A 17,840-nucleotide genomic window follows, 5' to 3' on the forward strand; every position below is an offset into this window, starting at 1 on the left:
CTCTGCCGATCATTCTTATTCTCTTCTTCATGGGCTGGCTGAGCTAAGCTCAAGTACTTGTAGAGTAGCGTATGCGTAAAAGAAAAAGGGGCGCTCGAAGCGCCCCTTTTTCTTAAGACATCCAGTCGTTCATTCCGCCGCCAGGGCGGCCGGTTGTTCCCTTGACTGGCGCTCGCGCTTGATCAGTTCCGATGTCAGGAATGCAATCTCCAGCGCCTGCTCGGCGTTGAGGCGCGGGTCGCAATAGGTGTGATAGCGATCGCGCAGATCCGCATCGGTGAGCGCGCGGGCGCCGCCGGTGCATTCCGTCACGTTCTTGCCGGTCATCTCCAGGTGGATGCCGCCCGCATGCGTGCCTTCCGCCTGATGGATGGCGAAGAAGTCCTGCACCTCGCTCATGACCTGCTCGAACGGCCGGGTCTTGTAGCCTGAGCCCGCCTTGATGGTGTTGCCATGCATCGGATCGCAGGACCACACGACCGTGCGCCCTTCCCGCTCGACCGCGCGGATCAAGCCCGGCAGATGATCGGCGACCTTGCCTGCGCCGAAGCGGCAGATCAGGGTCAGGCGGCCGGCCTCGTCCTCGGGGTTGAGGGTGTCGATGAGCCTGAGCAGCCCATCGGCCGAGAGTGATGGGCCGCATTTGAGGCCGATCGGGTTCTTGATGCCGCGCATATATTCAATATGGGCGTGATCCGGCTGGCGGGTGCGGTCGCCGATCCAGAGCATATGGCCAGAGGTGGCGTACCAGTCGCCGGTCGTGGAATCGACCCGGGTCATGGCCTCCTCGTAGCCGAGCAACAGCGCCTCGTGGCTGGTGTAGAAATCCGTCGAGCGCATCTCGGGATGGGTCTCGGGGTCGATCCCGATGGCTCGCATGAAGTTGATGCTCTCGGTGATGCGCTCGGCCAGCTCGCTGTAGCGCGAGGATTGCGGCGAATCCTTCACGAAACCCAGCATCCAGCGATGGGCATTTTCGAGATTGGCGTAGCCGCCGGTCGCGAAGGCGCGGATCAGGTTGAGCGTCGCGGCCGACTGGCGGTAGGCCATGAGCTGGCGGCGCGGATCGGGCGTGCGGGCCTCCGGCGTGAAGGCGATGTCGCTGATGATGTCGCCCCGGTAGCTCGGCAGCTCGACGCCGTCGATGATCTCCGTGCCCGAGGAACGTGGCTTGGCGAACTGGCCGGCCACGCGGCCCACCTTCACCACGGGCGAGCCGCCCGCATAGGTGAGCACCACGGCCATCTGCAGGAACAGGCGGAAGAAATCGCGGATGTTGTCCGCCGAATGCTCGGCGAAGCTCTCGGCGCAGTCACCGCCCTGGAGCAGGAAGGCCTCGCCCTTGGCCACCTTGGCCAGGGTCTTCTTCAGCTTGCGGGCCTCGCCGGCAAAGACGAGCGGAGGAAAGCCGGCGAGCTGCTGCTCGACGCTCTCAAGGGCCTCAAGGTCCGGATAGGCCGGAACCTGCTGGATCGGCTTGTTTCTCCAGCTATCGGGCGTCCACCGCTCGGTCATGACACTTACCCCGTGTCCTTTCTTCAATGCTCATCGTGCGCCGCAACAAGCGGCATGAAACGGCACCTATACACGACATGAACGAAAAGGCGAGTGCGTAGAGGTGACGCCGCGCATGAGGGGACCGCATGTCGCGGACACCCGAATTAAGCCTGAAATCCTGTAAAGTGCAGAAAAGGCGTATCTCAGCGCGCGGGGCGCTGACGGCTCTCACGCCGGGACATCCAGAGGGCGCCAAAGCCCATCGCGACGGCAATGACCGGGATGCCGAAGTAGACATAGGCTTCCAGGAGGGTCATGGCTTCAGGTCTCTCAAGATCAACTTCGCTATCGAATGTAGGATGAACCCGACAAAAAGCCAAATGATGCTGACGAGAATGGTGATAGAATCCCTTGCCATAGCCTCCGATCCATAGCCGACGGCCACCATTGGCCCCACGAACCCGGCAATCACGAATGCAACTGCCACGTTATTGAGGGCTGTCGCCGTCAGCTTGGTCTGCTCGTTATGGATCAGACTCATTCAGTACCCCCGCACCCCACCCTACTACCCCACCGCCACCGGCTTCTTCACCACGACCGACGTGCGCATGGTCACCAATTCCTCGGCTGCCGTTGGGTGAACCGCCACTGTTCGGTCGAAATCGGCCTTGGTGGCCCCCATGGTGACGGCGATGCCTGCAAGCTGGATCATCTCGCCGGCATCGTGCCCCATGATGTGGACGCCCACGACCTTGTCGGTGGCCTTGTCGACGACCAGCTTCATGAAGACCCGGTCCTTGCCGCCCGAGAGGGTAGCCTTCATGGGCCGGAAGGCGGTCTTGTAGACGTCGATCTCGCCATAGATCGCCCGGGCGGCGCCCTCGCCGCAGCCGATCACGCCGATCTCCGGCGTAGAGAAAACGGCGGTCGGGATCAGGTCGTGGTCGACCATCGTGGGCTTGTTGCCGAACACCGTATCGGCAAAGGCATGGCCCTCCCGGATGGCGATGGGGGTGAGGTTCGCCCGGTTGGTGACATCGCCCACCGCGTAGATCGACGGGATGAGGGTCTGGGAATAGGCATCGACAGGGATTGCCCCGACCTCGTCGACGGTGATCCCGGCATTTTCCAGGCCGAGCCCTTTGGTGTTGGGGCGCCGCCCGGTGGCGACGAGAACCTGATCCACGGTGAGCGTCGAGCCGTCGGACAGGCTCGCGGCAATGCCCCCGGCCGTCTTCTCCAGGCTCGTAAGGGTCCGCCCGAGGGCCAGGTTGATGCCGCGCTGGGTATAAGCTTCCCCCAGAGCATCGCGCACGTCGTCGTCGAAGCCGCGCAGGAGCTTGTCGCCCCGGTGCAGGAGCGTGACCTCGCTGCCGAGGCCGGCGAAGATGCCGGCGAACTCGACCGCGATGTAGCCGCCGCCGACGACCAGGATGCGCTTGGGCTGGGATTCCAGGTGGAAAACCTCGTTGGAGGTGATGCCGAGTTCGCCGCCGGGGATGACCGGCTCCAGGGTCGGGTGGGCGCCCACCGCGACGAGGATATACCGGGCTCGGATGCGGGAGCCGGTCTTGAGCACATGAACCGTGTGAGCATCCTCGATCACGGCGCGGCTGTCGACGATCTCGACGCCGGCCTTCCCGAGATTGGTCCGGTAGATGCCCTCCAGCCGGTCGATCTCCTTGTCCTTGTTGCGGATCAAAGCGGCCCAGTCGAAGCGCCTCTCGCCGAGGGTCCAGCCGAAGCCCTCCGCCTCGTGGAACTCGTCGGCGAAGCGGCTGGCATAGACCATCAGCTTCTTGGGTACGCAGCCACGGATGACGCAGGTTCCGCCGACCCGATACTCCTCCGCGAGCATCACCTTCGCGCCGTAACCGGCGGCGATCCGGGCAGCGCGCACGCCGCCCGACCCGCCTCCGATGACGAAGAGATCAACATCGAATGAGGTCATGGCGCGGTCTCCGCTCAAGTTCCGTTTCAACACTTCATATAGGGAATGTTGCTGGGCGGCACCGCCCGACAGCCCTGCTCCGGGGACATGGCTGCCCCTTGCGGTGGTGTTCTTACGCTAAGGTTCAACAGCGATAAAGAAGCAAGCGCTTGCCGCTCCTCTGTTCCCTCTTTAGGTTCTGCCGCAGGACGCTCTCACCAAACGTCAGCGTCGACGGAGGAAATAAGATGACCCAGTTTCGCAAAGGCCTTTGGCGCAGCGCACTCGCTGCTGCAGCCGTGGCCGGTTTCGTGACATCGGCAGCGGCCCAGATGGAGCTCAAGATCATGGCTCCCGCAGCGCCAGGCGGCGGCTGGGACCAGACGGCTCGGTCCATGCAGCAGGCGCTGACCCAGTCCGGCATCGCCAAGAGCGCGCAGGTCACCAACGTTCCGGGCGCTGGCGGCTCCATCGGCATCGCCCAGCTCGTGAACAACTCCAAGGGCGACGGCAATCAGCTCATGGTCATGGGCTACGTCATGGTGGGCGCGCTGCTGACCAACAAGTCGCCCGTCACCCTCGATCAGACCACGCCCATCGCCCGCCTGACGACGGAATACGAGGCGATCGTGGTGCCGGCCGACTCGCCGATCAAGAACGCCAAGGACCTCGCTGCTGCGATCAAGGCCGATCCGGCCAAGGTGACCTGGGCCGGCGGCTCGGCGGGCGGCGTCGACCACATTGCTGCGGCGCTCTTCGCCAAGGCTGCAGGCGCAGACCCGACCAAGATCAACTACATCCCCTTCTCCGGCGGCGGCGAGGCCCTGGCGGCCATCCTCGGCGGCAAGGTGACGGCCGGCATCTCCGGCTATGGCGAGTTCGAGAGCCAGGTGAAGGCGGGCAAGCTGCGCCTCATCGGCCTGACCTCGGCCAAGAAGACGGCCAATGTTGATGTGCCCTCCATCAAGGAGCAGGGTATCGACCTCGAGATCGCCAACTGGCGCGCGGTCGTGGCCCCTCCTGGCATTTCCGCCGACCAGAAGAAGGCTCTGACGGACACCATGGACAAGATGGCGAAGTCGAAGGAATGGCAGGACATTCTGAAGGCCAAAGGCTGGGAGGACGCTTACGTCTCCGGCGATGCCTTCACCAAGATTCTGGCCGACGAGCAGGCCCGCACCAAGGACGTGCTCACGGCCGTCGGTCTGGTAAAGTCGTAAGCTCAAGCCAAGAGCATCGTGCGGAAAAGTGGCCCCGGTTTTCCGCAGAAACGATGCTCTTATTCACGAAGGAAGCATCGGATGGATCCCAAAAGTGCAAATCCACTTTTGGGTCCGATGCTTTAGAATGACCTTCGGAGCGCCGCGTTCACGAAGCGCGGCGCTTCTTTTTGCAGGAATCGCCATGGCCTTCTCTCCGCATCGGCGCATCGACGTAGCAGGCCTCGTCATCGCCATCATCCTTCTCGTCTTGGCCGGAATCGTCTGGTGGGACATGAGCAAGCTTCAGATCCTGTCCCCCTACGATCTCGGCCCGAAGGTCATGCCCATCGTTGTGTCGGCGTGCCTCGTGCTGCTGGCCATCGGCAATGCCATCGGAGCCCTGCGCGGCGACCTCCCGGCCCGTGAGACGCTGGACTGGAAGCCGATCATCCTGATCCTCGGCGCGCTTGCCTGTCTCATCGCGCTGATCCGCTTCGGCGGTGGATTCATGATCGGCACGGCCTTGCTCTTCGCTGCGACATCGACGGCGTTCGGGCGCCGGGCTTTTGTCACCGATTTCATCATCGGCGCTGTGATTGCTCTTATCGTCTACGTGCTCTTCGCCAAGCTCCTGACCCTGTCCCTGCCGGCAGGGCCGCTCGAACGCCTGTTCTGAGGCCGCCATGGAAGCCTTCACCTCCCTCGCCAGCGGCCTTTCTGTCGCGATCCAGCCGATGAACCTGCTGTTCGCCCTCATCGGCGTTCTCCTCGGCACCGCCGTCGGCGTGCTGCCCGGCATCGGCCCGGCTCTCACCGTGGCGCTGCTCCTGCCAATCACGTTCAAGCTCGATCCGGCAGGCTCCATCATCATGTTCGCCGGCATCTACTACGGCGGCATGTATGGCGGCTCGACCACCGCGATCCTAATCAACACGCCGGGCGAGAGCGCCTCCATGGCGACCGCGCTCGAAGGCAACCTGATGGCCAAGGCCGGCCGCGGCGGCCCTGCCCTCGCGACAGCCGCCATCGGCTCCTTCGTGGCGGGCACGATCGCCACCCTCGGCCTTACGCTCCTGGCGCCGTACCTTGTCGACATCGCCGTGAGCTTCGGGCCGGAGGATTATTTCGCCCTGATGGTTGTTGCCTTCGTGACGGTCTCGGCCACCTTCGGCGATTCTCCCGTGCGCGGCCTCACCAGCCTGTTCATCGGCCTGATGCTCGGTCTGGTCGGCATCGATCTGCTCTCCGGCCAGTCGCGCCTGAGCTTCGGGGTGCCGGAGCTCTACGACAACATCGAGGTCACCACCCTGGCGGTCGGCCTGTTTGCCGTGGGCGAGGCGCTCTATGTCGCCTCCCGACGCCATGTGCATGAGGAAAAGCTCGAAGCCGTTCGCGGCTCCCTGTGGATGACCAAGGAGGACTGGAAGCGCTCCTGGAAGCCCTGGCTGCGGGGCACGATGTTCGGCTTTCCCATTGGGGCCCTCCCGGCGGGCGGCGCCGAGATTCCCACCTTCCTGTCCTACGCAACGGAACGGCGCCTGACCAAGTATCCGGAAGATTTCGGCAAGGGGGCCATCGAGGGCGTGGCAGGCCCGGAGGCCGCCAACAATGCCTCAGCCGCCGGCACCCTCGTGCCGCTGCTGACGCTCGGCCTTCCCACCTCGGCCACGGCCGCCATGATGCTGGCCGGCTTCCAGCAATACAACATCAACCCCGGCCCTCTGCTGTTCGCCCAGAACCCGGATCTTGTGTGGGGCCTGATCGCCAGCCTGTTCATCGCCAACGGCATGCTGCTGGTGCTGAACCTGCCCCTGGTGGGCCTCTGGGTGAAGCTGCTCACGATTCCACAGCCCTGGCTCTATGCCGGCATCCTGGTTTTCGCCACCATGGGTACCATCGCGGCTAATCCTTCGCCGGTGGAGCTTATCATGCTGACGATTTTCGGCGTGCTCGGCTTCCTGATGCGGCGGTTCGACTTCCCGATCGCACCGGTCATCGTCGGGCTCATTCTCGGCCCCCTGGCGGAAAGCCAGCTGCGGCGTGCGCTGTCGATCAGCCTGGGCGATCCGATGACGCTTCTGCAGAGCCCGATCTCGGCAACGCTCCTCGCCATCGCCCTGATCGCCCTCGTGTTGCCGTTCTTCCTGAAAGGCCTGGGACGCTTCAAAGCGGTGGAAGACTGATCCAAACAGAAAAGGCCCGGAGATTTCCGGGCCTTTTGCATTCCAATGTTCTAAATTTTAGCAGCACTTACTGCAGCTGATGCCCGCGCTTGCTCATTTCCTCGCGAGCGCGGCTCATTACGAACTGCGCGGTCTGCTGCGTCCAGGTTGCGAGATCCCGTACGACATCGTCGAGGATACCCGGCTGGGTCTCCACATACTTCTTGCCCGCCGGAGACTTGTAGAAATCCGAGATTGTTTTCAGCTCGGCCTCGGTCATTCGGCTGGCAAAAGCCCTGGCCGCGTTGTCGACCATCTTCTGCTTTTCCTTGTCGAGCTCGGGCCGGAGCATGGTCACGACCTGATCGAGATCGTTCTTGATCTCCGGGCGGGTCACGTTCATTTGCTGCAGCTGATCGAGGAAGGGCTCGACCATGGCGTCGAAAGAGCGGGCCATGCCGGAGGTGAGAGCGACTTCGCGGGCGAGAGCCATGTGGCTGGCGCTCGGCTGGGTCTGGGCGAAAACCGGGCTGGTGAGCATGAACAGCGCGACGGAAGTCGCAGCCAATCGGGAGGCGTTACGGATCATAAGTATGGCTCCAATCGTCATGGTTCTGGTCAGAGCTGACCGAGTTCGACGAGCCCGTCAGCGGTGGCGAGGATCGCGCCGGTAGCCAGGCCCAGGAAAAGACCGTGCTCCACGACGCCGGGAATGTTGTTCAGCGTCGAGGCAAGCACGTTCGGCTTGTCGATGCGCTCGAGATGCGCATCGATAATGAAATGGCCGCCATCCGTCACGTAGGGCGCGCCGTCGGCGGCATGCCGGAGGCGCAGCTCGCCGGACATGGACAGGGAATCCAGCAGCCGGGCAATAGCGCGTTCCGTGGCCGTGAGGCCGAAAGGCATCACCTCGATGGGGAGCGGGTAGCGTCCGAGCTTCGTGACGAGCTTCGACCCGTCTGCGATGACGATCATGCGCTGGCTCGCGGACGCGACGATCTTCTCCCGCAGCAGCGCGCCACCGCCGCCCTTGATGAGGCGCAGGTCGCTGTCGATCTCGTCGGCCCCGTCAACCGTCAGGTCCAAGTCCGGCGTTTCGTCCAGGGTGGTCAGGGGAATACCTTCGCGCAGAGCCTGCTCGCGGGTTGCCTCGGAGGTGGGTACGCCCACGACCTTCAGCCCGCCCCGGACGCGCTCGCCGATGGCCGCGACGAAATGCACCGCGGTCGAGCCGGTGCCGAGCCCCAGCCTCATCCCGTCAGTGACGAGTTGGGCTGCCCGTTCGGCCGCTGCACGCTTGAGAGTGTCGCTCACGGAGATCCTCTGACATTAAGGAGGCGCCGGCTGAAGGCCGTATAGTGGGCCTCTAACACACAGGAGCACCTGGAAGAAAGAACGTATCATGGATGAGCAGTGTCTGATGGCCGACAAGGGGCCTCAGGGACGCTGCGGCGAGGCTCCCGTCCCTGGGCTGACGCTGGGCGTTGCCACCGGGGCGGCCGCCGAGGAGGTCGCCGGCGACGGGGTCATCTGCGGCGTGCACACCACTCGCTCGTCGAATACGTAGCAGATACTCATCTGACCAGTCCGGAAATTGACCCGGAACACGCCCCCTTCCCGCTCGTGGCGGGAGGCGACGAGCCCATATTCACCCGGTGTCTGAGGGCCGGCGCCCTCACCTGCGCTGAAGCACAGCGTCACCCCGATCGTGCCTTCCTGAAGACCATACTGGCAGGAGCTGACCTCGCCAGTGATCCGATCGATCCTATAAATACGGTTCAGGTCGGTCTGGGGGGCAGGAACGAAATCGTAGGATGCAGCCAGGGCGGGACCTCCAAGGCCCCCCAGCGCCAGGGCTGCAAAAATCAACGCCGCGGGACCAAAGGACCGCATTCAACACTCCATTCGGTAAGAACGAATCAACCTTAGGACCTTATCATCCCGATGCTTGATTCCCTTGCCCGCAGCAGGTAGCCGACCTTCATGGCCATTGATACCCCGCACAATGTCTCGCCCATCGCCGTCTTCGACCTCGATGGAACCCTGGCAGACACGGCCGGCGACCTCGTCGGAACCCTGAACGTGATCCTCGAACGGGAGGGATTGGCCTCCCTGCCGGTGAGGAAGGCGCGCGACATGATCGGCGCGGGCGCCCGAGCCCTGATCCAACGCGGCTTCGAGGCCGCCGGCAAGGAGCTGACACCGGATTATCTCGACGAGCTGTTCCGGCAGTTCATGGTTCATTACGGCGAGAACATCTGCGTCCGGACCAGGCTCTATCCTGGCGTGGCCGAGGCCCTTGATCGGCTGGACGAGGCTGGGTTCATCCTGGCGGTCTGCACCAACAAAGTCGAGGAGCACTCGGTGAAGCTCCTGCATGAACTCGGTATCGGCCGTCGTTTCGCGGCCAATTGCGGCCGCGACACCTTCCGCTACTTCAAGCCGGACCCGCGCCACCTGACGCTCACCATCGAGCGGGCGGGTGGCCACCCGAGCCGCGCGATCATGATCGGGGATTCACGCACGGATATCGTGACGGCGAAGAATGCCGGCATTCCGGTCATTGCCGTTCCCTTCGGCTACACGGACGTGCCGGTGCAGAGGCTGGAGCCGGACCTCGTGATCAAGCATTTCGACGAGCTGTTTCCCGCCATCCAGCGCCTCATGCGGCCGCTTGCGGCCTGAGGCACGAGCCATCGCTCGCGTGCTTCGATGCACACAATGTTGTGAAGCTTATTGTCAGGAAGAAAATGGTGGGCGCGACAGGGATTGAACCTGTGACCCTTCGCGTGTGAAGCGAATGCTCTCCCGCTGAGCTACGCGCCCTGACAGAGGCCTTCTAAAGGCGCCGAACCCCCTGCGTCAAGCCAAAGAAGCAGCCAAGGCGGCAAGTATTTTGTCGCATGAATTATGGCGCCTTGGCCTTAACCACTCGGTTACGACATGGCAGGATTGTGACAAATCGCACTAGGATTTCGTAGCAAAAGCCCTAATAATCCCATGGATCCGAAGCGGGGCTGTTGCGTTGTGCAATCATAGACCCGCCATCAACATGTTCAAACCGAGGCAATTATGGGACGCACTCGCGCTGCTCTCACTGGACTTGCTTGCGCCTTCGTGGTGCTTGCGACGCCGGCTGCGGCATTTACGGCTATCGATCCTCTCACCCGCCAGCCGCTCTACAGCGCCGAGGAGACGTACCGGGCGCAGGCTTCCGCCGTGCCGCGGCAGATCGTGACGTTCGATGGGCGTTATGCACCCGGCACAATCGTCGTCTCCACCAGCGAACGCCGCCTGTGGTACGTGCTCGGTAACGGCCAGGCCGTCCAGTACGGCGTCGGCGTCGGCCGCCCAGGCTTCACCTGGTCCGGCACCCATTCCGTCACCATGAAGCGCGAATGGCCGGATTGGCGCCCGCCGGCGTCGATGCTCAAGCGCCGGCCCGACCTGCCCCGCTACATGAAGGGCGGTCCCGAAAATCCGCTCGGCGCCCGCGCCCTCTATATCGGCAGCACCATCTACCGGATCCACGGCTCGAACGAGCCCGAGACCATCGGCGAGGCCGTCTCCTCCGGCTGCATCCGCATGACCAACGAGGATGTGACCGACCTCTATAACCGCGCAAAGGTCGGCTCGCGGGTCGTGGTTCTTCGGTAAAAGCTATTCAATCTTGCGTCATGGCCGGACTTGTCCCGGCCATTTTCGTTTCACCGCACCCTGTCCCGCGACAGCCCCTTTGCGGCAAGCTCATCGAGATAGCCCTGCCATTTGTCCCCCTGCTCCGCGCCGAGCCGGTAGAGATAATCCCAGCCGTAGATACCGGTATCGTGCAGGTCGTCGAAGACCAGCTTCACGGCGTAATTGCCCACCGGCTCGACACCGATGATCGTGACCTCGCGCTTGCCCGGCACGGTCTTCCGCTCGGCGGGGCTGTGCCCCTGCACCTCGGCCGAAGGGCTCGACACCCGCAGGTACTCGGCCGGCAGATCAAAAGCTGTGCCATCGTCGAAGGCGATATGCAGGCTTCGTTTGTCCTTGGCGAGCCTAAGCTCCGTCGGCCAGCGTTCGGACGCCATGATCTCACCCTTTTCCCGGTTGCAATTGACGCTACGTGCTTGATGATGCGGATTGAAGCAAGATTCCTGTGAGCGAAAGCGTTTCCACCATGAGAGCCACCCCGGCTCAGCTTGAGACCTCCGAGATCGGTCATTCCCTGATGGACCCATTCGGCCGGGCCATCACGTATCTGCGCGTCTCGGTGACGGATCGCTGCGACTTCCGCTGCGTCTACTGCATGTCCGAGGACATGGCCTTCCTGCCCAAGCGCGACCTGCTGACCCTCGAGGAGCTCGACCGGATCTGCTCGGCCTTCGTGGCCAAGGGCGTTCGCAAGCTGCGGATCACCGGCGGCGAGCCCCTGGTGCGCCGGGACATCATGACCCTGTTTGGCTCCCTCGCCCGACACTTGGAATCGGGCGCCCTCGACGAGCTGACGGTGACCACGAACGGCTCGCAGCTCGCCCGCCATGCCAAGGATCTCGCCGCCTGCGGCGTCAGGCGCGTCAACGTCTCCCTCGATACCCTCGACCCGGACAAGTTCCGCGCCATCACCCGCTGGGGCGATCTCGCCAAGGTGATGCAGGGACTCGATGCCGCTCAAGGAGCGGGCTTGAAGGTCAAGATCAACGCGGTTGCGCTGAAGGGTGTTAACGAGGACGAGCTGGAAACCCTGCTCGAATGGGCGCATGGCCGGGGCATGGACCTGACGCTCATCGAGGTGATGCCGCTGGGCGAGATCGACGGGCAGCGCATCGACCAGTTTCTGCCTCTGTCCATGGTCCGCGCCCGCCTCTCGGGCCGCTACACGCTGCAGGACCTCGACGACCGAACGGGTGGTCCGGCCCGTTATGTGCGGGTGAAGGAGACCGGCGGGCGGCTCGGATTCATCACGCCGATGACGCATAATTTCTGCGAAAGCTGCAACCGGGTGCGGGTGACCTGCACCGGCCAGCTCTTCATGTGCCTCGGCCAGGAGGATGCCGCCGACCTGCGGGCGCCGGTGCGCGCCTCCGAGAGCAACGACCTGCTCGACCGGGCCATCGTCGATGCGATCGCCCGCAAGCCCAAGGGGCACGACTTCATCATCGACCGGCGCCATTCCCGCCCGGCGCTCAGCCGCCACATGAGCGTTACGGGCGGTTAGACCGCTTTTTCTACTGCTGCTGTTAAGTACTGAGACAGCCTGTCATTTGACTGTTCAGTATTTTCAAGGGATATCCAGTCAGACAATCTGGGCTGGGCTGCCGTGAGCGTATTGGGGTTTGGACGAAGACTGGCGCTTGCTGCCGGGCTGCTGCTCGGGCTGGGCGTGGGTCCATGCCTGTCGCAGGCACAACCTCCCGCACAGCCGCCAGTGATCCGCGTTGCCGTGGAGGGCGCCTACCCGCCCTTCAATTTCATTGATGGCAACAACGAGCTGCAGGGCTTCGAAGTCGATCTGCTCAAGAGCCTCTGCGAGGCCATGAAGGCTCAGTGTGAACTCGTTCAGCACCCGTGGGACGGCATCATCAAGGGCCTGCTGAACCGGGACTACGATGCCATCATGTCGTCGCTCGAGATCACGGAGCGCCGGCAGAAGAGGATCGCCTTTTCCAATCCTTATTATCGGATTCCGGCCGTGTTCATCGCCCCGAAGGAGACAGCCCCGGGCGAGGTGACGCCTCTGACGATGGCTGGCAAAAAGATCGGCACCATCGAGCGCACTGATCACGAGGCATACCTCAAGACCTTCTACAAGGAATCCGAGATCGTCCTCTATGCGAAGGCGGAAGAGGCCAATCTCGACCTTCTGGTGGGTCGCATCGATGCGGTCTTTGCGGACGAGCTGCTTCTGTCGAAGTTTCTCGCAACCCGCGAGGGAGGCTGCTGCCATATTCTGGGCGATGCGCCGGCGGAGCCAGCCTACAAGCGCGAGGCCTACGGCATCGGCCTGCGCAAGGAGGATGAGGCGCTGCGCGAACAGTTCAACCGCGCCATCGCCGAGGTGCAGGCCAACGGCACCTATGACCAGATCCGCGCCAAATATTTTTCCTTCGATATCAAATAGTGCCGTTTGACCCTGGCCTCTTCCCTTCCTAGAACCGAGTAGGATTTCAGGGAGCGGACGATGGCGAAGGTTGCATTCCTCGGACTTGGCGTGATGGGCTATCCCATGGCGCGTCACCTCAAGGACAAGGGCCACGAGGTGACGGTCTACAACCGTACGGGCGCCAAGGCGGACAAGTGGGTGTCGGAAAACGGCGGACGCGCCGCCAAGACTCCCCGTGAAGCCGCCGAGGGCCAGGAGATCGTGTTCGCCTGCGTGGGCAACGACGACGATCTGCGCCAGGTGACGCTCGGGGACGATGGCGCCTTCCACGGCATGGACCGAGGCACCATCTTCGTCGATCACACCACCGCGTCGGCGGAAGTGGCGCGCGAGCTCTACGCAGCGGCCCAGGAGAAAGGCTTCGCCTTCATCGACGCCCCGGTCTCGGGCGGCCAGGCCGGCGCAGAGAACGGGGTTCTCACGGTCATGTGCGGCGGCGACGCCGAGCCTTACGGGAAGGCCGAGCCCGTGATCATGAGCTTTGCCCGCGCCTGCAGGCTGCTCGGCCCCACCGGCTCCGGCCAGTTGACCAAGATGATCAACCAGATCTGCATCGCCGGCCTCGTGCAAGGTCTGGCCGAGGGCATCCACTTCGGCAAGAAGGCCGGTCTCGACATCGAGGCGGTGCTCGAGGTGATCTCGAAAGGCGCGGCTGGCTCCTGGCAGATGGAGAACCGCGGCAAGACCATGAACCAGGGCAAGTTCGACTTCGGCTTCGCCGTCGACTGGATGCGCAAGGACCTGTCCATCGTCCTGGGCGAGGCGCGCAAGAACGGCGCCAGCCTGCCAGTCACGGCCATCGTCGATCAGTTCTATGCGGAGGTCCAGACAATGGGCGGCAAGCGCTGGGACACGTCGAGCCTGATTGCGCGACTCAACAAGTAAGCCGCAGGCTGATTGCCTTTCAAAACCGAAACGCCGGAGCCCAAAGCTCCGGCGTTTTGTTCTGAGGCGTTAGCGTTCCTGCGGACAGGGACGTCCGGGCAGGCAACGCCGCTCCCGGGCTTCATCACCCTGCCGCCGTGGCGAGTCGAAGGAGGGTCGGTCGCGGGACGGCCTGTCCATGTCTCGACCTGGGCGAGGCTGGTCGAAGGTTCTTGGCGGCTCGCGCACGGCTCGCTCTACCCGCGCGGGCGCCTCCATGCGGGGCATCGGCCTCGGCTGGAAAGCAGGTGCTTCCGGCCGTTCGACCCGACGGGGCGCGGGGCTCTCCTCGAAGAATGGACGGGCGCGTCGCTCGGCTCGCTCGATCTCCCGAGGCGCGATATCGTGGAACGGGCGATCCGGGCGCAGTTCATCGCGCAGAGCGGGCCGTGGGAGGCGGTCACGCCGCTCCTCCCGGTCCGGTCTCTCCACAGAGGCAGGCCGTTCGATGCGCCGACGGGGCGGCCCATCGTCGTCACGACGGGGGCGGCGCTCCTCGATCTGAGGCAGCACGATCACCGGCGCCCGCTCAATCCTCTCCGGATCGGGCCTCCTGTCCGTCCGGTTGCGCAGATCGCGGCGCTCGGGCTCGCGGGCAGCCTTATCCCGGTCCGGGCGCTCGATCTCGATCCGCGGCCGGTCCGCCCTCGGCTGACGCGGCAGGATCTCGTCCGTATCGAGCCGCGGGCGCGCGGCACCGCGGACGGGAGCCTCGGGTCGGATGTCACGCCCATCGCGTTCCCGGTCAACGGAGCGCTGGCCGCGCTCCCGGTCGGGCTGCTCTCTTGGCTCCACGATCTCAGGCCGGCTCGGACGTGGACGCTCCTGACCATCGCCGATCAGCGGGATCCTCCGCGAGGGGATACGGTCCGGCTGCAGGCGCGGGGGCTCGCCGGGACGAACATCCCTGCCCTCGCGAGGGGCTCGCGGATTGACCGAGACGGGGATCGGCTCGAGGGGCGCAGCGAGACCCGGCTGCCTCGGCACGCGGGGCTCATCGGCGTGCAGGTTGCGGCGCGGTCGCGGCAGGGGCTCATCGCTGCGGTCGAAGACGTACGGAGCCCGCACGGGAATGGCGACCGGTCCCCGCGGGGTTCTCGGAGCGATCGGCTGGTAGAAGTAGCGGGGTGGACGCGCCCGGTACGGCACGGGGATCGCATACGGGATCGGCAGGATGCCGGCCATGATCGGCGGTGGCGGCGCCTCGCGGATGATGGTGATGAACTCCTCGTCATCCTCGTCCCAGCGCGGCAGGAGATAAGCCGGCAGACGCGGCGGCGGCACATCGCGGATGATGGTCACCACCTCGACGACCTCGATCCGCTCCACCTCCGGCAGCGGCGGAGGCAGGTCGTCGTAGATCACCTCCTCGAAGACGGCCGGCGGAGCATAGGGTGCGGAGAGACGCACGAGCCTGCGCCGGCTATCCGGAGCGTGCGGGCCGTTCGGGTAAGAGCGCAGGTAAGTCCAATAGGCCTCGCGGGTGTTGCGCGTGACGGTCCGGCGCCAGACGGCAGCCTCGCGGCGGGCGGCGAGGAGCGCCGTCACGCGGCGGGAGAGGCGATGATCGGGATAGCGGCGCAGGAAGGCCTGATAATCCTGGATTGTGTCGCGCTCGACCGCGATGGCATAGGCCTCTTCGGCCGGTACTTCCTCGATGCGGCGCACTTCACGCACCAACGGTGCGGCAGCGGCTTCCGCCTGCTCGAAGAACACGAAGGAGGCATTAGCCAGATTAGCCGAATGCCAGGGGATCTGCAGGCCGTTCGTGGTCTCGTGCACCCGCAGGCGCGTGCGGGCGAAGACCTCGTCCAGGGGTAAGCCCGGCTGGCGGATCATTTCCGCCAGCGCCGTGGCATAGGGGCCATATGGGCCCGACCCGTCCGTAGCGACGATGTTGGGGGCGGACGAGAAGGCCATTAGGAAGCCTGAGGGCGGCTCGATCAGCGCCAGTCCCTTGGCGATAGGCTCGCCCGTGGAGCCAAGCGCGTATTCACGGGCCATGTCGGCCACGACCACCCTCACCCGCGCCGGGCTCTGCTCGAGGGAGCGGACGAGATCCGAGAGACGGAAGCCTTCGATGGCAATGTCCGCGTCGCGCTGGATACGGGCGTCGACGGGCAGCAGATAATTGTCGCCTTCGAGCTGAACCCCGTGTCCGGCGAGATAAACCATCACTGTGGAGCCAGCCTCCAGACCCTCGACCTTGTCGAGGAAGTCGCGGACGAGGCTGCGCAGATCGCTGGCATTGAGATCACGGCCCTGCACGACCTCGAAGCCGGCACTGGTCAGGGTTTGAGCGATCAGGCCGGCATCGTTCGCGGCATGCGCGAGAGTGCGCCCCTCATAGGCACCCTGCCCGACCACGAGGGCGAGGCGGTCCTGGGCAAGAGCTACAGAGGCCTGACCGATGGTGGCCATCAGCGCGAAGGCAGCGAAAACAACGGCACGGTTCAGGGAAAGCACGGTGGAGGCCCCTCTTCGACCCACTTCTGCGGGATCATGCTAGGAGAATAAGGCCAAGCCTGTTGAATGCACCGTGAACAAACCGGGACGATCGGCAGAGCATCAGCGCCGTGTCATCGTGAGATAGACCACGAAGGCTCCGATGGCGATGGCAAGACCCATGATCACCATCTGCCGGGTCTCGCCGGTAAGGGCCGCGTCCCGATACATCTGCGAGAGCCGCTCGGCGCGTTCAGGGTCCCGCGACACGAACAGGCCGATCACGATGCTTAAGGTGGCGAGGCCGAGGATCCAGTAGGTGGGGCGCATGAGTGTATCTCCTCAGCGTCCCTGGAAGCGCGGCGCGCGCTTTTCACGGAAGGCAGCGACGCCCTCCATGAAGTCGTCGCTCGATCCCGCCTCGCTCTGCAGCCTCGCCTCGAGCTTCAGCTGCGCCTCCAGATCGTTCGAGAGGCTCTGCGCCACAGCCTGCTTGGTGAGACGATAGGAAAGCCCGGGACCTGCCGCGAGCTTTGACGCGAAGGCTGCCACATCGACTGCAAATGAGGAATCCTCGAACACCTTGTAGACGAGGCCCATGCGCTGCGCCTCTTCGGCCGGAACGGATTCGGCGCTGAGCATGAGGGCGAGCGCCATCTTGGGACCGATGAGCCGCGGCAGGATCCAGGTGCCGCCGGCATCGGGAATCAGGCCGATCTTGGCGAAGGCTTCCTGCAGATAAGCGGAGCGCGCCGCAACGACGATGTCGCAGGCGAGCGCGATGTTCATGGAAGCTCCGACGGCCGGGCCGTTGAGGGCAGCGATGACAGGTTTCGGATAGTTGGCGAGCCGGAGGATCAGCGGGTTGTAATCGCGCTCCAGGGCCGGCCCGAGATCGAGGTGCCCCTGCGCGTCGCGCTTGAGATCGACCGTCAGGTCCTGACCTGACGAGAAGGCCCGCCCCTCGCCGGTCAGCACCACGACGCGCACGCTCTCGTCACCCTCGCATTGATCGAGCGCATCGCGGAGCTCGGCATGCATGGTGGCATTGAACGCGTTCATCTTGTCGGGTCGTGCGAGGGTGATCGTCGCGACCGGTCCGTCGACGATGCAGCGCAGGGTCGTCGGGCTCATGCTGTCCAGGCTCCTTATCGTCGAGCTCGAACATAGAGCATTGAGCCCAAAAGTGGACACCACTTTTGGATCCGAACCGGTTCAGATTGTGGAGTGATTTAGAAGACGGACGACTGCAGGGTCTCGGACCGGGCCGTCAGGTCGCTTTCCAGCGCTGCGCGGCTGTAGGTCTCCCCAGCTCTGCTGATCTCGTACCGGGGCTCTTCGCCACCGGACGGCAGCAACTTAGTGATGACGAAGTCACCGGTCCAGGAGGGGCTCATTAGGCGCTTGCCCGTGAACGTCACGTGCTGGCCACGGGCATAACGATAATCGGACACTGGGAGCTCCTTCAAGAAAGTGACGTCAGGCTAGCCGCATGGCGCTTACTGCCTGAACAGGCGAGCCTGTTCGTTCCG

19 protein-coding genes and 1 tRNA gene are annotated in these 17,840 nt (G+C 64.2%); 8 read left to right on the forward strand and 12 right to left on the reverse strand.

What is annotated here, in order from left to right; all coding sequences use genetic code 11:
- Nucleotides 1-129 precede the first annotated feature (129 nt).
- The 3 genes from I2H36_RS12655 to gor form a co-directional block, all read right to left on the reverse strand.
- Nucleotides 130-1,515: a class II 3-deoxy-7-phosphoheptulonate synthase gene (locus tag I2H36_RS12655; protein WP_196264255.1), complete on the reverse strand. Its 1,386-nt coding sequence runs from the start codon at nucleotides 1,513-1,515 to the stop codon at nucleotides 130-132.
- Nucleotides 1,516-1,810: 295 nt separating this feature from the next.
- Nucleotides 1,811-2,038 carry a hypothetical protein gene (locus tag I2H36_RS12660; protein WP_196264256.1) on the reverse strand — a complete coding sequence of 76 codons (228 nt, stop codon included), beginning with the start codon at nucleotides 2,036-2,038 and terminating at the stop codon, nucleotides 1,811-1,813.
- Nucleotides 2,039-2,062: 24 nt separating this feature from the next.
- Nucleotides 2,063-3,448 carry a glutathione-disulfide reductase gene (gene gor / locus I2H36_RS12665; protein ID WP_196264257.1) on the reverse strand — a complete coding sequence of 462 codons (1,386 nt, stop codon included), beginning with the start codon at nucleotides 3,446-3,448 and terminating at the stop codon, nucleotides 2,063-2,065.
- 227 nt (nucleotides 3,449-3,675) lie between these two features.
- Between gor and I2H36_RS12670 the strand changes: the two genes are divergently transcribed.
- The 3 genes from I2H36_RS12670 to I2H36_RS12680 all read left to right on the forward strand — a co-directional run bounded on the left by I2H36_RS12670 (nucleotide 3,676) and on the right by I2H36_RS12680 (nucleotide 6,812).
- The gene (locus I2H36_RS12670) at nucleotides 3,676-4,647 is read left to right on the forward strand and encodes a Bug family tripartite tricarboxylate transporter substrate binding protein (protein WP_196264258.1); all 972 of its coding nucleotides are present in this window, start codon (nucleotides 3,676-3,678) and stop codon (nucleotides 4,645-4,647) included.
- 184 nt (nucleotides 4,648-4,831) lie between these two features.
- Nucleotides 4,832-5,305, forward strand: a complete 474-nt coding sequence (locus tag I2H36_RS12675) for a tripartite tricarboxylate transporter TctB family protein (RefSeq protein ID WP_196264259.1) — start codon at nucleotides 4,832-4,834, stop codon at nucleotides 5,303-5,305.
- 7 nt (nucleotides 5,306-5,312) lie between these two features.
- Nucleotides 5,313-6,812 carry a tripartite tricarboxylate transporter permease gene (locus I2H36_RS12680; RefSeq protein WP_196264260.1) on the forward strand — a complete coding sequence of 500 codons (1,500 nt, stop codon included), beginning with the start codon at nucleotides 5,313-5,315 and terminating at the stop codon, nucleotides 6,810-6,812.
- Nucleotides 6,813-6,879: 67 nt separating this feature from the next.
- On the opposite strand, the gene I2H36_RS12685 is transcribed toward I2H36_RS12680, so the two are convergent.
- The 3 genes from I2H36_RS12685 to I2H36_RS12695 form a co-directional block, all read right to left on the reverse strand.
- Complete coding sequence (locus tag I2H36_RS12685) at nucleotides 6,880-7,380, reverse strand: DUF2059 domain-containing protein (RefSeq protein ID WP_196264261.1); 501 nt, start codon at nucleotides 7,378-7,380, stop codon at nucleotides 6,880-6,882.
- 29 nt (nucleotides 7,381-7,409) lie between these two features.
- Nucleotides 7,410-8,105, reverse strand: a complete 696-nt coding sequence (gene rpiA / locus I2H36_RS12690; protein WP_196264262.1) for a ribose-5-phosphate isomerase RpiA — start codon at nucleotides 8,103-8,105, stop codon at nucleotides 7,410-7,412.
- A 123-nt stretch (nucleotides 8,106-8,228) separates the two neighbouring features.
- Entirely contained in the window at nucleotides 8,229-8,684 is a 456-nt protein-coding gene (locus I2H36_RS12695; RefSeq protein ID WP_196264263.1) for a hypothetical protein, read from the reverse strand.
- A 90-nt stretch (nucleotides 8,685-8,774) separates the two neighbouring features.
- Between I2H36_RS12695 and I2H36_RS12700 the strand changes: the two genes are divergently transcribed.
- On the forward strand, nucleotides 8,775-9,476 hold the full coding sequence (locus I2H36_RS12700) for an HAD family hydrolase (RefSeq protein WP_196264264.1): 702 nt from the start codon (nucleotides 8,775-8,777) through the stop codon (nucleotides 9,474-9,476).
- Between the two features lie 66 nt (nucleotides 9,477-9,542).
- On the opposite strand, the gene I2H36_RS12705 is transcribed toward I2H36_RS12700, so the two are convergent.
- A tRNA-Val gene (locus I2H36_RS12705) sits at nucleotides 9,543-9,617 on the reverse strand.
- 246 nt (nucleotides 9,618-9,863) lie between these two features.
- On the opposite strand from I2H36_RS12705, the gene I2H36_RS12710 reads away from it, so the two are divergent.
- Nucleotides 9,864-10,448 carry a L,D-transpeptidase gene (locus I2H36_RS12710; protein WP_196264265.1) on the forward strand — a complete coding sequence of 195 codons (585 nt, stop codon included), beginning with the start codon at nucleotides 9,864-9,866 and terminating at the stop codon, nucleotides 10,446-10,448.
- A 50-nt stretch (nucleotides 10,449-10,498) separates the two neighbouring features.
- Here I2H36_RS12710 and I2H36_RS12715 read toward each other — a convergent pair whose 3' ends face one another.
- The gene (locus I2H36_RS12715; protein WP_196264266.1) at nucleotides 10,499-10,867 is read right to left on the reverse strand and encodes a gamma-butyrobetaine hydroxylase family protein; all 369 of its coding nucleotides are present in this window, start codon (nucleotides 10,865-10,867) and stop codon (nucleotides 10,499-10,501) included.
- Between the two features lie 89 nt (nucleotides 10,868-10,956).
- Between I2H36_RS12715 and moaA the strand changes: the two genes are divergently transcribed.
- The 3 genes from moaA (at nucleotide 10,957) to I2H36_RS12730 (ending at nucleotide 13,824) form a co-directional block, all read left to right on the forward strand.
- The gene (gene moaA, locus I2H36_RS12720; protein ID WP_196264307.1) at nucleotides 10,957-11,994 is read left to right on the forward strand and encodes a GTP 3',8-cyclase MoaA; all 1,038 of its coding nucleotides are present in this window, start codon (nucleotides 10,957-10,959) and stop codon (nucleotides 11,992-11,994) included.
- A 210-nt stretch (nucleotides 11,995-12,204) separates the two neighbouring features.
- On the forward strand, nucleotides 12,205-12,897 hold the full coding sequence (locus tag I2H36_RS12725) for a transporter substrate-binding domain-containing protein (RefSeq protein ID WP_196264267.1): 693 nt from the start codon (nucleotides 12,205-12,207) through the stop codon (nucleotides 12,895-12,897).
- 60 nt (nucleotides 12,898-12,957) lie between these two features.
- Nucleotides 12,958-13,824 (forward strand): NAD(P)-dependent oxidoreductase, encoded by an 867-nt coding sequence (locus tag I2H36_RS12730; RefSeq protein WP_196264268.1) that lies wholly within the window; start codon nucleotides 12,958-12,960, stop codon nucleotides 13,822-13,824.
- Nucleotides 13,825-13,893: 69 nt separating this feature from the next.
- Here the strand turns inward: I2H36_RS12730 and I2H36_RS12735 are convergent, their stop codons facing one another.
- The 4 genes from I2H36_RS12735 to I2H36_RS12750 form a co-directional block, all read right to left on the reverse strand.
- Nucleotides 13,894-16,329, reverse strand: coding sequence for a caspase family protein (locus I2H36_RS12735; protein WP_196264269.1), 2,436 nt, complete (start codon nucleotides 16,327-16,329; stop codon nucleotides 13,894-13,896).
- A gap of 102 nt (nucleotides 16,330-16,431) precedes the next feature.
- On the reverse strand, nucleotides 16,432-16,638 hold the full coding sequence (locus tag I2H36_RS12740; RefSeq protein WP_196264270.1) for a hypothetical protein: 207 nt from the start codon (nucleotides 16,636-16,638) through the stop codon (nucleotides 16,432-16,434).
- Between the two features lie 12 nt (nucleotides 16,639-16,650).
- A complete protein-coding gene (locus I2H36_RS12745; RefSeq protein WP_196264271.1) occupies nucleotides 16,651-17,442 on the reverse strand; it encodes an enoyl-CoA hydratase-related protein in 792 nt (263 codons plus the stop codon).
- A 98-nt stretch (nucleotides 17,443-17,540) separates the two neighbouring features.
- Nucleotides 17,541-17,762 (reverse strand): hypothetical protein, encoded by a 222-nt coding sequence (locus tag I2H36_RS12750; RefSeq protein WP_196264272.1) that lies wholly within the window; start codon nucleotides 17,760-17,762, stop codon nucleotides 17,541-17,543.
- Nucleotides 17,763-17,840 lie beyond the last annotated feature (78 nt).

Source organism: Microvirga terrestris (assembly GCF_015694425.1).
Lineage (GTDB): Bacteria > Pseudomonadota > Alphaproteobacteria > Rhizobiales > Beijerinckiaceae > Microvirga > Microvirga terrestris.